The following is a 13668-nucleotide window of genomic DNA, read 5'->3' on the forward strand; positions in this document are numbered from 1 at the left end:
GGCTTGAATCATGGCCGGTGCCCTACGTGAATCCCCTTTTGTCAACAGGGCGTAGCTGGAACGCGAAGGGCGGATCAGCAACATCGCTCTGGCCGAGCGTGTCAGCCTGTACCATCCGCCTGCCTGAGACGCGTTCAGGAACTGGAGCGCACCGGCGTGATCCGAGCTACCGGCTCGTCACCGACCCCGAGCGCATGAGCCGAGGCTTCGGGGCCTATGTGATGGTCGGCCTCTCCTCGCATATCAAGGCGGCGCAGGAGAGTTTCGAGCGCGCCATGGCAACCGCATCCCAGGTCGTCGAATGTCACAACATCGCCGGGGCGCTCGAATACCTGCTGCGCGTCGAAAGCGCCGATCTCGCCGATTACAAGCGCTTCCACACCGACGTCTTGAGCACGCAATCGCACTTCCACGCGCTCACGTCCTACATCATGATGGGCTCGTCCAAAGACGAGCGCGCCACGTCAGACGCCGTTCGGCGCGCACGCCCCTTGCTCGATGACCCGCAGGGGCACCGCCGAGCCTTCAGGCGCGGTAGAGGAGCTTGAGGGTTCGGCTAACCAGTGGCGCGCCAGCGCCGGTCGCTCTGGACGAACTGCCCGTGATTGGAGCGAATGATCTTCCGACGGATGCTCTCGCAGGCGCGATACAGCCGGTCATCCACCTTCCGACTACACGGGTTTGGCCGGACGTTCCCGAGCATGGCGGTTGCGCAGCAGCAGGGCCGTGGCCGCTGGCAGCGCGGCTGTACCCAGGAACACCGCGCCGGCGCCGAAGGCGTTGGATGCGAGGCCGGCGACGGCCGGTCCCAGGACGCTGCCTGCCGCGGCGGCCAGCAGCGCAGCCGTGAAGCTGAACGACGGGAGCGCCGGAAACAGGCGTTCCGACCAGAAGGCCAGAACCGCGCTCGTCATCATGACATGGATGCCTTGCAGGCCGGCCGACGATATCAATCCTGTCCATGTGCCTGGTGCGACTGCGACAAGAGCGAGGGACAGGGCGCCAGCCAGCATGAGAAGACGCAGCAGCATCGGCAGGCCCATCATGTCCTTGATGCGTCCGGTCAAAAGACCGGCGAGGCCGAACAGACCGTAGAAGATGTAGACGAGCGCGGGTGTGGCGCCGACCAGAACGCCCGGCACACCGCCGGCCTCGACCAAGTGATCGGCGGCGAAGGAGATGTAGATCGCCGAGTTCGTGCCATAGGCAAAGCCAATCGCATAGAGTGGGATTGCTGCGGTGTCGGCCAGATCCCTCCACTTCGTCTCCTGATTGCCGTCGGGTTCTTTCTCGACGCGCCTCAAGGCGATCCAGTTGCCAAGGAAGGCACAGGCGCTTGCGGCCGCGAAGAACGCCCAGCAAATTCTCCAGGACAAGCCGCCGGTGACCATAACGAGCGCCGCGAGCCCGGCCAGCACGATCCCGACGCTCGTGCCGGTACTGACGCCGGATAGCGCGGCCGGCCGGTCATCGTCTTCGACTTTGCGGTGTATGGCGTCGTTGAACGGTGTCCAGGCGAGACCGGCACTCGATGCCGCAAGGAACACTCCGATCGCGACGACGGGCACGTTCGGCGCGAACGCCACGACTTCCATTCCGACCGTGGCGGCAGCCAGCCCGACCAGCACCGGCGATTCCGGCCCCTGTCGGGCAAGGAGAACCGGCGCGATCAGAAGCCCGATGAAGAAGCCAAGGAAGCCGAGACTGGAGACGAAGCCGACGGTCGAGGTCGACATGGAGAACGCCGACCTGAACTCCGGGACAAACAGGCCAAATCCCATGCGTCCGGGCCCGAAGGCGATGGCGGTTGCGGCAAAGCCGGCCGCGGACAGGCTCCAGAACGGTCTGACGACTCCGCCCTCCTCCAATCTGCAATGGCGATGCCGGCGCTCAGTTCCATCGTTGCATCAGCGGTAACCGCTCCGCGGGCGCTTGGGGCTCCTCCCGCTGAAAGACATCCTGAGAAGCGGCGTCAGATGTCCTTGCAGAATGCTTCATAAAGCGCCGCCATCAGGACTTCGAGCTCAGGGTCGCTGATCCGGTAGTAGATCGTCTGGCTCTCCCGGCGTGTGTCGACCATGCCGGCCTCGCGCAACCTGGCGAGATGCTGGCTCAGGGCCGACTGGCTGAGCCCGACGGCGGCCTGAAGCGAGCCGACCGATCGCTCGCCCTTCACGAGCTCGCACAGGATCAGCAGCCGCTTTGAGTTCGCGACAAGCGCTAGCCGGCCGGCCACGTAGTCGGCCCGCTCCTGGAGGGCGGCGACGGACTTGTCTGCATCAAGATTCATTATATTAGCCTTGACTGATTTAGCTATTGATCATATTTAGCCGCCAAGCCCGGCTGACGCAAGCGTGTGGCTGTAGAACGGAGACGCAGAATGGAGATGGAGCTACAAACCGCTTTCACGCCCTGGGCCTCGCTTGGCGGCGGGGTCCTGATCGGTCTCAGCGCGGTGATGGTGATGGGCCTGTTTGGACGGATCGCGGGGATCTCGGGGATCACGAAGGGGTTCCTTGGCACGGTTTTCCCGACGCCCGGGACCCCACGCGACAGGGACTGGCGGCTGGCCTTCCTGCTGGGCCTGGTGGCGGCGCCGCTGGCGCTCATGCTGGTCGGCGGCACGGTTACCCAGAGCGTGCCCACGAACCTTTTCGGCATGGCCGTGGCCGGGCTGCTCGTGGGCCTCGGCACTTCACTCGGCTCGGGCTGCACGTCAGGGCACGGCGTCTGTGGCCTCGCACGGCTGTCCCGTCGCTCGCTCGCCGCGGTTGTGACCTTCATAACCGCCGGTTTCGCCACGGTCTTCGTGCTGCGCCATGTACTGGGTGGTGCATGATGACGCGCATCGCTTTTGGTTTCCTCAGCGGCCTCGTCTTCGGCCTGGGCCTCATGATTTCGGGCATGTCGAACCCGGCAAAGGTCCTGAACTTCCTCGACCTCGCGGGCACGTGGGACCCCAGCCTTGCCTTCGTCATGGGCGGCGCGACGGTGAGCGCCTTCATCGGCTATCGGCTTGTCTGGCGGCGGAGTGCTCCGGCGCTCGAGGCCACATTCGATGTCCCGACCAGCACCCGGATCGACCGGCCGCTGATCGGGGGCGCGGCACTCTTCGGCACCGGGTGGGGAATCGGTGGCTTCTGCCCTGGTCCGGCGTGGACGGCCCTGCCGCTGCTCGCCCCCGGCACACTGGTTTTCCTGCCCGCGATGCTTGCCGGGCTCTGGCTTGGCGCCCGCGGCAAATCTCTCGCCATCTTCGCACCGAAAGGAGCAACACCATGAGCAACTCGAAGCTGCAACAACGGGTTGTGCGTCACTCGCCCTCGCGCGGGACCGGAAGCCCCGACGTCTGGGGCATCTACGAGGGCGACACCGGCTCCATCCAGTATATCTGCGCCGACCCGGCCACGAAGAAGGCCGCGCTGATCGACGTCGTCTGGAACTTCGACCCGCAGCATTACCGCTTCTCGACCGAGAGCATCGACCAGGTGCTGGACCTCGTGCGTGAGAACGGCCTGACCGTCGAATGGGTGCTCGACACCCACCCCCATGCCGACCATGTCATGGCTTCGGCGCATCTGAAGGAGCGGACGGGTGCGCCGAACGCGATCGGCGACAAGGTCCACGAGATCGCGGCTCTCTGGGAAGAGATCTACAACATGCCTGGCGTCTTCGACCCGCAGCGGGACTTCGACCGGCTGTTCAAGGAAGGCGAGACGTTCCGGATCGGCGAGCTGGATGTGCGTGTGATGCTGTCGCCTGGCCACACGCTGGGCTCGATCACCTATGTCTGTGGCGATGCGGCGTTCACCCACGACACGCTGATGCAGCCCGACGTCGGCACGTCGCGCGCCGACTTCCCCGGCGGGAACACGGCGCAGCTCTGGGACTCGATCCAGGACATCCTCGCGCTGCCCGCCGAGACACGCCTCTTCGTGGGCCACGATTACGGCGCAGAGGGGCGTAACGAGCCGATGTGGGAGGCCACTGTGGCCGAGCACAAGGCCCGGAACCAGCACGTGAAGGATGGCACGCGACGCGAGGACTGGATCAAGCGCCGGGACGATCGGGATGCGACCCTGCCACTGCCCGACCGCATCCTCGCCGCGCTCCAGGTCAACCTGCGCGGTGGCCGTCTGCCGCCGGCTGAGGAAGATGGCCGCGCCTACCTGAAACTGCCCTTCAACCGCTTCTGAAGGAGAGAAACTATGACCATGACCATGAAGGACCTCGTCGCCGATGCCCGCAGTCGCGTGGGCGCCGTCTCTCCGCAAGAGGCAGAGGACGCGGCGCGCAAGGGCGACCTGATCCTTGATGTGCGCGAGCCGGCCGAGCTGGAGAAGGACGGCCGCATCGCGGGCGCGCTGCACATCCCGCGCGGTATCCTCGAGACGCGGGCGGATGCGACGGCACAGACCGCCGAAGCGCGACTTACCGAGACCCAAAGCTCCGGCCGTGTCCACGTCCTCTGCGCCTCGGGCGGCCGCGCCGCGCTGGCGGCGGATACGTTGCAGCGGATGGGCTACGAGGCCGACCTCATTGAGAGCGGCCTTGGCGGGTGGCGATCCGCCGGCCTTCCGGTCGAGAGCTGATCATGGGCAGGCTGGCTGGATACCTTCCCGTCCTCGACTGGGGGCGCCGCTACGACCGGCAGGCGCTGCTGAGCGACGGGATGGCGGCATTGATCGTGACGATCATGCTGATCCCGCAATCACTGGCCTATGCGATGCTGGCCGGCCTGCCGCCCGTCGTCGGGCTTTACACCTCCATCCTGCCGCTGCTCGCCTATGCGATTTTCGGCACCGGCCGCACCCTCGCCGTCGGCCCGGTGGCCGTGGTCTCGCTGCTGACCGCGACGGCTGCCGGCGCCGTGGCGACGCCCGGAAGCGCGGAATACATCGCCGCTGCGATTACCCTGGCGCTGCTATCGGGCCTGATCCTCTTCGCCATGGGGATCTTCCGCCTGGGTTTCGTGGCGAACCTGTTGTCCCACCCGGTCATCTCCGGCTTCATCACCGCTTCGGGCCTGCTGATCGCCGCCAGCCAGTTGAAGCACATCCTCGGGGTCGAGGCTGGTGGTCACACGCTGATCGAGTTGGGCAGGTCGCTCCTTCCAGCCTTGCCGGAGACGAACCTTCCGACGCTCGTAACTGGCGGCGCGGCGACCGCCTTTCTGTTCTGGTCGCGGTCGAAGCTGAAGCCGACGCTCGAGCGCCTCGGCCTGCCGTCCGGCGCGGCGACGCTCCTGGGCCGCACCGGTCCCGTGCTCGCGGTCGTGGTCTCGATCCTGGCGGTCGTCGCGTTCGATCTCGAAGCGCAGGGCGTGGCGGTGGTGGGTGACGTGCCGCAGGGGCTCCCGCCTCTTTCGATGCCGCCGCTCGATCCCGCGCTCTGGAGCACGCTCCTGCCGGCCGCCTTCCTCATCTCTATCATCGGCTTTGCCGAGTCCGTCTCGATCGCCCAGACACTCGCGGCCAAGCGGCGGCAGTCGATCCGCCCCGACCAGGAGATGATCGGTCTCGGCATGTCGAACCTGGCGGCGGCGTTCTCGGGCGGCTACCCCGTCACCGGTGGCTTCGCCCGCTCGGTCGTGAACTTTGACGCCGGTGCCGAGACGCCGGCCGCCGGTGCCTACACGGCCGTCGGTATCGCGCTGGCGTCGCTGTTTCTCACGCCGCTGATCTTTCACCTGCCACTTGCCGTGCTGGCGGCGACGATCATCGTCGCTGTCCTGAGCCTTGTCGATCTGGGCGCGCTGCGCCGCACCTGGCGCTACTCGCGGTTCGATTTCGCGGCGATGGCCGGCACGATCGTCATCACGCTGGCCGCGGGGGTCGAGGCCGGCATCATCACTGGCGTCGCACTGTCGCTTCTTCTGCATCTGTGGCGCAGCTCGCGGCCCCATATCGCCGAGATCGGGCAGGTGCCCGGCACCCGGCACTACCGCAACATCCTGCGGCACGACGTGCTTCGGTCGGAGGACGTCATGTCGCTCAGGATCGACGAAAGCCTCTGGTTCGGCAATGCCCGTGCCATTGAGAACGTAATCCAGCGCTCGGTGGCGGAGCGGCCCCGCCTGCGGCACCTCGTGCTGAATTGCGCTGCGGTGAACGGCATCGACGCCAGTGCCCTGGAGAGTTTGGAACTGGTGACTCATCGCCTCGCTGACCAGGGCGTCGACCTGCATCTCTCGGAGGTGAAGGGTCCGGTGATGGACCGATTGCCGAGGTCGTCGTTCCTGGAACACCTGACCGGAAGGGTCTTCCTGTCTCACCACGAGGCAATGGAAGCGCTGGCCCCGGACGTCACAGGGGCGGCCGATCGCGCGGATCGGCCGGCCATGGATGCGTCCAGGCCGTTTCCAGAGCGTGGGTCCGCCGCTACGATGACAACAACCCGAGGATGACGGTGGCTCATTCGAGGCGACGGGCAGCGCCATCATGTATCAGAGGTCCTTGGGTCATCGGCCTGGTTTAGCCACGGAGGCCGGTGAGTTCTATGTCGGTGCCAAGACGGGATGGCGGTCATGGACGCCCACGCCGGGAATGATCGAACATGAGCCGGAAAATTACTCCAAACACGCGGATGGTCTGGAGGGGAAACCTGACAATCCGCTGAGAGCACGTGCGCTGTATCTCTTCCAGGAGGGGCGCGGCGATACCTTCCTGCGGATCCATGGTACTAATGATCCGGAAACGATCGGGCGGGCAGTGTCGAATGGATGCGCCGGTCTGACGAACAAGCACATCATGCGTCACTACGAGCAGGTGCCGATGAGCACCCGTGTGGTTCTCTACCCAAAGATGTCACCGGACGCGTTTACGCCCGGACAGGTTACGGCCCTGCGGCTCCTACCGTCGCAGAGCGGATCGGATCGATCACTCGGGCCAGTCCACCGACGGATGGCTTCAAAGATGCAGGATGACGCTCTGTCTGTTCTCGGGCGGCGGAATGTCTACCGTCCCGCCAGGCCGCTCCATCGCGGCGGCGACGATCGACAGGCCCAACCCGCTGCCCACGATCGAAGCGCCGCGTCCCCTGACGAAGCGATCCGTCGCCCGTGCCCGGGTGTCATCCGGAATGCCGGGTCCTGCGTCAGTCACCGTCAGATGGCACTCTTGCTCCGCGCAGTGCGCTGCCATCCCAAGCGTACTGCCATCGGGGTTGGCAAGGATCGTGTTCTCGATCACGTTCCGCAGGGCTGAATGGAGCAGGAAGCGGCAGAGAGGCAGGGCAGCGTCCGGTACATCGGGTTGGCCAAGGCTCACGCCGCGTCGCCGGGCCAGAGGCTCGAGCTCGATCAGGACGTCCTGCAGGACCTGCGAGAGGCTTGTAAGTGCGCCAGGATCGTCGGCCGTCTCGACTGCCGCTAGTTCCAGAAGCTGCCGGACCAGCCGGTCGGTGCGCTCGACGGGAGTTTCGATTTCGCGCAAAGCCTCCTCGCGCGTCGGTGCGTCATGGGCCATCCGCCCGATCTGCGCCTGGATCCGGATACCGGCAACGGCGTCTTAAATTCGTCCGCGGCAAAGGCGGTGAAGTCCCATTCGGTCTTGCGGGATTTCTCGAGCCGCTTGAACAGGGTGTCGAGCGCGCGACGGACCGGCTTGATTTCGGGTGGCACCGGTCCCGCCGGCAGTGGCGAGCGAACGTCCGGACGCCTGAGGCGGAGTGCCTCCGCCAACCGGTCGAGAGGGGCGAGCCCGCGGGACACCGCGCCCCACATGAGTGCGCCTTGGTGTTCATGCCGCCCTTCGTGCGCCCGATCAGGCGTCCACGTGGAGGCAGAGACGTGACCGAGAGCATCGAATTCGAGGCGCTTCTGCGCCGGCTGGAAGGGTTAGACGCGGACAACCGGCGGTGCTTAGTAGCCATCGCCGGTGCGCCGGGATCGGGCAAGAGCACGCTCGCGGATCGGATCGTCGCGCGGCTGAACACGGAAGAACCCGCCCGAGCGGCAATCCTGCCAATGGACGGGTTCCACTACGACAATCTCTATCTCGAACCACGCGGCCTGTTGTTCCGAAAAGGAGCGCCCGAAACGTTCGACATCGCCGGCTTTCAGACAGCGCTGTCGCGACTCGCTGATAAAAGCCGGAATCCCGTCGCGGTGCCGGTCTTCGATAGGTCCATCGATATCGCGCGGGCCGGGGCTAGAATAATCGGCCCCGAAACCAGGATCATTATCGTCGAGGGCAACTATCTGCTTCTCGACCGAACGGGTTGGCGAGAGCTACGCGCATATTTCGACAGCAGCGTCTTTCTCGACGTGCCCGTAGAGGTGCTTCAACGGCGATTGCTCGATCGATGGGCCTCGACCCCACCAGAATTGGCAGCTCGTCAGGTCGAAGGCAACGATCTCCCAAATGCGAGACTGGTCATCTCGTGCAGCGCCCCAGCTGACTTTTGCATGTCCAACGCATAGGGTGCTTCTTCACCTGATGCCTCGTTCCGCCCTGATCCACTTGACCACAAGGCGGCAGGTCGAGTTCCTTGAAGGCGCTCCGTTGCGAATGCGCTGATTGAGCTGTTGCCGGTTACACGGATACGAAGATAGGATTGTGACCATGGAACTTGGGTTGGATGTGACCAGACGGAAGTTCAGCCGCGCGCTCAAGATCGAGGCCGTGAAGCTGGTGATGGTGTGGTGACTGACCTCGGCATGATGCTGGCCGGCGGGGCCGAGGCGCGGTGCGACCGGCACCGCCCAGCGATTCTCTGAGTGCAACCATTCGGACAGCCAGCCCCTACAACACGCATCGGCGTCATCTCGGACACCCACGGTCTGCTCCGCCCCGAGGCGCTGGAGGCTCTCGAAGGCGTCGACCGCATCCTGCACGCGGGCGATATCGGCAATCCCGGCCATCTCGATGCACTGGCGCGCATCGCCCCGGTTACGGCGATCCGCGGCAATATCGATCGCGGCGACTGGGCAGAGGCGCTGCCCGAAACGGCAAGCCTCACGTCAGGAGGCTTGCGGATCCACATGATCCACGACCGTAAGGCTCTGCAGGCCGATCCGAGAGCCGAGGGTTGGGACGTCGTGATCTCGGGTCACTCCCACACGCCCGGCATCGATATAAACGGCGGCACCCTGTGGATGAATCCCGGCGCCGCCGGTCCTCGCCGCTTCCGCCTCCCGATCACGCTGGCCTTCCTCTGGGAAGAGGCCGGACGCCCCCGCGCCATGATCCACCCCTTGCCCGTCTGACCTGCTTCCGCCTGGGCATGTCCGCCTGAACCGCCCCAGGCCTGTCGGAGGCGGTTGTCATCACGCGATTGGAAACACGACCTCGCGTGGCGGTCGCGGCGAACTCGCCGCGCTTGCAGGGATCGTTCCGTGACGCACGAACACCGCTTGGCACGCGCTCCACAAGCTCCGACGACAGACGAGCAAAGGCAGCGGACTGACACCGCCGCTCAAATTGCCTTTGATTTCCCACGAAAACAAACGATTGCCATGTGACACCCGAGGCTTCTATCGTGAGGAACACCGGGAGATGTCGATGCATCGGATATCTCGGTGCCTGAACGGCTTTGTGTGGAGGAGAACTCATGGCTTGGAACAAACCCATCATCCGCGAGATCGAGTGCGGCATGGAAATCAACATGTATGGACCCGATGGTGAGGAAGGTCCCGTACTATTCTAATCGGGGCGGCGCGCGGCTCTGACATGTCGTTCCGCGCGCTCATCCTGGGGGCGGCTGCCGGTGGTGGTCTTCCCCAGTGGAATTGCGGCTGCCAGAACTGCAGGCTGGCCCGGGCGGGCGACGTGCCTGCACAGTCGCAATCGTCGCTCGCTGTAACGGCGAACGGCGCGGATTGGGCGATTTTGAACGCCTCTCCTGACATTCGTCAGCAGTTTGCAAATTCGCCTCCGCTCCATCCGACGGGGCTGCGAGAATCGCCTGTCCGCGCAGTGCTTGTGACCAACGGCGACATCGACCATGTCGCCGGTCTGCTCACCCTGCGCGAGACCCAGCGATATACGCTTTTCGCGACGGACGGCATTCACGATGTTCTGGCCGCGAATCCCATCTTCGACGCGCTGCGCGAAGGCGTTGTGGCGCGGCAGCGCATCGCGCTTGATACCCCGTTCGCGCTGGTACCGGGCCTGACCGCGACGATCTTTGCCGTCCCGGGCAAGGTCCCTCTCTACATGGAGGGCGAGACCGTCGAGACCGAGATGATGGGAGAGCAGACAGTCGGCGTGGAACTGACCGCCGGAACAGCGCGCGCTTATTACATCCCCGGCTGCGCCCGCGTCACTGATGCATTGCGGGACCGGATCGAGGGTGCGGCGGCGGTGTTCTTCGACGGTACGCTTTGGCGCGACGACGAGATGATCCGCGAGGGCCTGGGCGAAAAGACAGGCGCCCGTATGGGCCACATGTCGATGAGCGAGCCCGACGGGTCCATCGCCGCCTTTGAGGGCCTCGACGTGGGGCGCAAGGTCTTTGTCCACATGAACAACACCAATCCCGTCCTGCGCCCTGGGTCCGACGAACGCGAGGCGGCCGAAGCCGCGGGGTGGATCATCGGGCAGGACGGCATGGAGATCGAGCTATGACGCAAACTCGGCAGGAATTCGAGGCGCGGCTCCGTCAGATCGGGGCCGAGCGCTACCACGACAAGCATCCGTTCCACGCGCTCCTGCACGGAGGCGGTTGCACACCGGATCAGGTGCGCGCCTGGGTCATCAACCGGTACTACTATCAGCATTCGATCCCCATGAAGGACGCCGCGTTCATGTCTCGCGTCGAGGACGCGGCCCTCCGCCGCAAATGGCGGAGCCGCATCGAAGATCACGACGGAACGGAAACGAACGAGGGCGGCATCCGGCGCTGGCTGCGTCTGGCCGAAGCGGTGGGACTCGATCCAGATTACGTGGCTTCGACCAAGGGGGTGCTGCCAGCCACCCGCTTCGCCGTGGACGCCTACGTGCGGTTCGTCCGGGACAGGACGCTACTGGAAGCCGTCGCAGCGAGTTTGACGGAGTTGTTTGCGCCGAAGATCCACGAAGATCGAATTGCGGGTCTGCTGAAGAACTACGAATTCGCGGACGACTCCTCCCTTTCGTACTTCGTGAACCGGCTTAAAGAGGCTCCGAAAGACGTCGCGTTCGGCCTCGACTGGGTGCTCGACCACGCCGACACCGTCGAGAAGCAAGACGCCGCGGCCAATGCGCTGATCTTCAAGACTGACGTTCTATGGTCGCAACTCGACGCGCTGCACGCAGCCTATGTCGAGCCTGGCCGCATTCCTCCCGGCGCGTGGCAGCCCGGAACGGGGCTTGCCGACGCGGAAGCCGCTTGATGGAGCGCGCGGCCATCCCTTACTTGCCCCGCGGCGTGCGTATCCGTCGCGACGACGTACGAGACCAGTGGGTCCTGCTGGCGCCCGAGCGGGCGGTGACGCTCGACCCGGTGGCGCACGCCGTGCTATCCGCGATCGACGGCGATCGCAGCTTTGGGCAAATCGTCGATGATCTTGCCGGACGGTACTCCGCTCCTCCCGAGGAGATCGCAGCCGATTCCGCAGGTTTCCTGAAGGCCCTGCAAGACCGGCGCTTCCTGGAGTTGAAGTGATGTCCCACGAGAAGAGCAAGATCTCCCCGCCGATCGCGATGCTGGCAGAGTTGACCCATAGGTGCCCGCTCTCCTGTCCGTACTGCTCAAACCCGATCGACCTGGCATTGCAGGCGAAGGAGCTGTCGACAGCCGAGTGGGAGAAGGTGTTCGTTCAGGCTGCGAAGCTGGGTGTCCTGCAACTGCACCTTTCGGGCGGCGAGCCCGCCTCACGCCGGGACCTGACCCAGCTGACTGCCGCGGCGTGCGCGGCGGGACTTTACACGAACCTGATCACCAGCGGCATCGGCCTCACCGAGCAGCGGCTCCACGAGCTCGACGAGGCCGGGCTCGATCATATTCAGCTCTCGCTTCAGGGCACCGATGCCGAGATGGCCGACAGGATTGGTGGCTACAGGGGCGGGTTTGACCGCAAGATGCAGGTGGCAGAGTGGATCAGGAAGATCGGCTTCCCCATGACCGTCAACGTCGTTTTGCACCGCCGGAACCTTCATCAGCTTCCCCGGGCGATCAAACTGGCTGAAGAACTCGGGGCGCGCCGGGTTGAGATTGCGACCGTTCAATTTCACGGCTGGGCACTGAAGAACCGGGAGGCGATGATGCCGACGCTGGAGCAGGCACGCGAAGCTGACCGGATCGTTGCCGCCGCACGGACAGAGCTGACGGGGCGCATGGTGATCGACTACGTCCCGGCCGATTACCATTCCAGCTATCCCAAGCGCTGCATGGGTGGCTGGGGCTCGACCGGACTGGTGATCGCGCCAGACGGACGGATCATGCCCTGCCACGCGGCCTCGTCCATCCCGCATCTTGAATTCGCCAACGTGCGCGACGTGCCGCTATCGCACGCTTGGCACTACGGTAAGGACTTCAACGCCTACCGTGGAACCGGCTGGATGCAGGAACCCTGCCGATCCTGCTCCCGCAAGACGGTGGATTTCGGCGGCTGCCGGTGCCAGGCAATGGCGATCGTGGGCGACCCGGCGGCGACCGACCCCGTCTGCATCAAGTCCCCCCACCGCTCCCAACTTACTGAAGCCACCGAAGCTTTCGCGACAGCTGAAGCGCCGTTGATCCATCGGACCGCGCCGGGCAAGCCAGTTCGCGAAGAGGTATGAAGAGCAAGCTCGGTTGTTATCGATTTCCAGGGCAATGGCGTGTTGGACCGAGGCTATCACAAAAACAATGCTGACTTATCCTCAGCGCTCGAGATGCAATTTAGTTTCGCCGTGCATTTCGCAACTCAAGCGGGCGTTCAGTCGAAAGCCGACTCTATGTTCGTCGTAGCGTAGGCCCGCGTTCAGCCCCCCTGCAACGTTCGCCCTCGATGGAGCAAGACACTCCACCCAAAGCAGAAGGGCAAAAAGAAGTTCGCGGGCTGCACCGACGGTGGATTGCTGATTGGGGCCGGGAGCAGACCGAAATGCTTCAGCAGGACGTGCGATGTAGCTGGCATGCGCAGGCAGAACCGCTTGAGGCGGGTCCAGAGCCAGAACAGTATTTACACGCTCCGTATGCCATCCCCGGTGTCCCATTATTCAACGGCGAAAGCCGCAAATTTATGACCTGGAATAATGACGGGGTTTTGGTCAAGATCAAGATGGCGCCAGAGCCAAAACATGCTGACTTGTGCGCCAAATAAATTTCTTCGCGGCAATAGCTTAAAGTGCATGGAATAGGAATCGACGCCTTGTTATAATCCGCTGCGCGTCCGCCATGCCGGAGGCCTACGCAGCGAGCCGTAGCGAAGCCCTAACACAGCGCTGCAGATTCGACTGCTCCCCAGTCCTCCGACAGGATCTGACTTGGGCTTTCGTTACATCGAAGCGGGGAGCGGCGTCCCGGTAAAGCCTAAGCCCCGAGCATCTTTTGCAGCCGTGAGGAGCGCATCTTCAGCCCTGAGTGCGGGATTGTCGTTGTAGTCCTCGAACCACCCGGCGATCAATTCGACCGTGGCGGTATCCGGGTGTGGCGTCACATGGACATAGTCGCGCTTCGGCGCCTTCACGAACGGCGAGCCATTGTCCGCCCTGCAGGTTCCGAACCGCCGCTCGACCGCCTCCCAGCATCGTGTCGCGGATG

Annotated in this window: 16 protein-coding genes and 3 pseudogenes; 15 read left to right on the top strand and 4 right to left on the bottom strand. The window is 64.5% G+C overall.

Going from position 1 to position 13668, the window contains the following annotated elements:
- Positions 1 to 55: 55 nt before the first annotated feature.
- A pseudogene (locus tag ACFDS3_RS16355) lies at positions 56 to 461 on the top strand (Lrp/AsnC family transcriptional regulator); the annotation flags it as partial.
- Between the two features lie 210 nt (positions 462 to 671).
- Here ACFDS3_RS16355 and ACFDS3_RS16360 read toward each other — a convergent pair.
- Both ACFDS3_RS16360 and ACFDS3_RS16365 read right to left on the bottom strand, forming a co-directional pair.
- Entirely contained in the window at positions 672 to 1868 is a 1197-nt protein-coding gene (locus tag ACFDS3_RS16360; RefSeq protein WP_375263424.1) for an MFS transporter, read from the bottom strand.
- Between the two features lie 104 nt (positions 1869 to 1972).
- Positions 1973 to 2290, bottom strand: coding sequence for an ArsR/SmtB family transcription factor (locus tag ACFDS3_RS16365; RefSeq protein WP_375263425.1), 318 nt, complete (start codon positions 2288 to 2290; stop codon positions 1973 to 1975).
- Positions 2291 to 2380: 90 nt separating this feature from the next.
- On the opposite strand from ACFDS3_RS16365, the gene ACFDS3_RS16370 reads away from it, so the two are divergent.
- The 6 genes and pseudogenes from ACFDS3_RS16370 to ACFDS3_RS16395 all read left to right on the top strand — a co-directional run.
- A complete protein-coding gene (locus tag ACFDS3_RS16370) occupies positions 2381 to 2839 on the top strand; it encodes a YeeE/YedE family protein (protein WP_375263426.1) in 459 nt (152 codons plus the stop codon).
- Positions 2839 to 3282 carry a DUF6691 family protein gene (locus tag ACFDS3_RS16375; RefSeq protein ID WP_375263427.1) on the top strand — a complete coding sequence of 148 codons (444 nt, stop codon included), beginning with the start codon at positions 2839 to 2841 and terminating at the stop codon, positions 3280 to 3282. Before ACFDS3_RS16370 ends, ACFDS3_RS16375 begins: the two co-directional genes overlap by 1 nt.
- A complete protein-coding gene (locus tag ACFDS3_RS16380) occupies positions 3279 to 4196 on the top strand; it encodes an MBL fold metallo-hydrolase (protein WP_375263428.1) in 918 nt (305 codons plus the stop codon). The genes ACFDS3_RS16375 and ACFDS3_RS16380 overlap by 4 nt, the downstream gene beginning before the upstream one ends.
- A 12-nt stretch (positions 4197 to 4208) precedes the next feature.
- Positions 4209 to 4592 carry a rhodanese-like domain-containing protein gene (locus ACFDS3_RS16385; RefSeq protein ID WP_375263429.1) on the top strand — a complete coding sequence of 128 codons (384 nt, stop codon included), beginning with the start codon at positions 4209 to 4211 and terminating at the stop codon, positions 4590 to 4592.
- A 2-nt stretch (positions 4593 to 4594) separates the two neighbouring features.
- Complete coding sequence (locus ACFDS3_RS16390) at positions 4595 to 6406, top strand: SulP family inorganic anion transporter (RefSeq protein WP_375263430.1); 1812 nt, start codon at positions 4595 to 4597, stop codon at positions 6404 to 6406.
- A gap of 34 nt (positions 6407 to 6440) precedes the next feature.
- Positions 6441 to 6779 (top strand): annotated as a pseudogene (locus tag ACFDS3_RS16395) (L,D-transpeptidase); the annotation flags it as partial.
- Between the two features lie 129 nt (positions 6780 to 6908).
- Here ACFDS3_RS16395 and ACFDS3_RS16400 read toward each other — a convergent pair.
- Positions 6909 to 7466, bottom strand: a complete 558-nt coding sequence (locus ACFDS3_RS16400) for a sensor histidine kinase (RefSeq protein ID WP_375263431.1) — start codon at positions 7464 to 7466, stop codon at positions 6909 to 6911.
- A gap of 323 nt (positions 7467 to 7789) precedes the next feature.
- On the opposite strand from ACFDS3_RS16400, the gene ACFDS3_RS16405 reads away from it, so the two are divergent.
- The 8 genes from ACFDS3_RS16405 to ACFDS3_RS16440 all read left to right on the top strand — a co-directional run bounded on the left by ACFDS3_RS16405 (position 7790) and on the right by ACFDS3_RS16440 (position 13228).
- The gene (locus ACFDS3_RS16405; RefSeq protein WP_375263432.1) at positions 7790 to 8422 is read left to right on the top strand and encodes a nucleoside triphosphate hydrolase; all 633 of its coding nucleotides are present in this window, start codon (positions 7790 to 7792) and stop codon (positions 8420 to 8422) included.
- A gap of 297 nt (positions 8423 to 8719) precedes the next feature.
- Positions 8720 to 9208 (top strand): metallophosphoesterase family protein, encoded by a 489-nt coding sequence (locus ACFDS3_RS16410; protein WP_375263433.1) that lies wholly within the window; start codon positions 8720 to 8722, stop codon positions 9206 to 9208.
- Between the two features lie 344 nt (positions 9209 to 9552).
- Positions 9553 to 9648, top strand: coding sequence for a pyrroloquinoline quinone precursor peptide PqqA (gene pqqA, locus ACFDS3_RS16415; RefSeq protein WP_375263434.1), 96 nt, complete (start codon positions 9553 to 9555; stop codon positions 9646 to 9648).
- A 23-nt stretch (positions 9649 to 9671) separates the two neighbouring features.
- A complete protein-coding gene (gene pqqB / locus ACFDS3_RS16420) occupies positions 9672 to 10568 on the top strand; it encodes a pyrroloquinoline quinone biosynthesis protein PqqB (protein WP_375263435.1) in 897 nt (298 codons plus the stop codon).
- Positions 10565 to 11314 carry a pyrroloquinoline-quinone synthase PqqC gene (pqqC, locus tag ACFDS3_RS16425; protein ID WP_375263436.1) on the top strand — a complete coding sequence of 250 codons (750 nt, stop codon included), beginning with the start codon at positions 10565 to 10567 and terminating at the stop codon, positions 11312 to 11314. The genes pqqB and pqqC overlap by 4 nt, the downstream gene beginning before the upstream one ends.
- Positions 11314 to 11586, top strand: a complete 273-nt coding sequence (pqqD, locus tag ACFDS3_RS16430) for a pyrroloquinoline quinone biosynthesis peptide chaperone PqqD (RefSeq protein WP_375263437.1) — start codon at positions 11314 to 11316, stop codon at positions 11584 to 11586. Before pqqC ends, pqqD begins: the two co-directional genes overlap by 1 nt.
- Positions 11586 to 12704: a pyrroloquinoline quinone biosynthesis protein PqqE gene (pqqE, locus tag ACFDS3_RS16435; RefSeq protein WP_375263438.1), complete on the top strand. Its 1119-nt coding sequence runs from the start codon at positions 11586 to 11588 to the stop codon at positions 12702 to 12704. The genes pqqD and pqqE overlap by 1 nt, the downstream gene beginning before the upstream one ends.
- A gap of 209 nt (positions 12705 to 12913) precedes the next feature.
- Positions 12914 to 13228, top strand: coding sequence for a hypothetical protein (locus ACFDS3_RS16440; RefSeq protein ID WP_375263439.1), 315 nt, complete (start codon positions 12914 to 12916; stop codon positions 13226 to 13228).
- Between the two features lie 209 nt (positions 13229 to 13437).
- Here the strand turns inward: ACFDS3_RS16440 and ACFDS3_RS16445 are convergent.
- Positions 13438 to 13668, bottom strand: a pseudogene (locus ACFDS3_RS16445) (hypothetical protein); the annotation flags it as partial.

It is taken from the genome of Palleronia sp. (genome assembly GCF_042089775.1).
Classification (GTDB): domain Bacteria; phylum Pseudomonadota; class Alphaproteobacteria; order Rhodobacterales; family Rhodobacteraceae; genus Palleronia.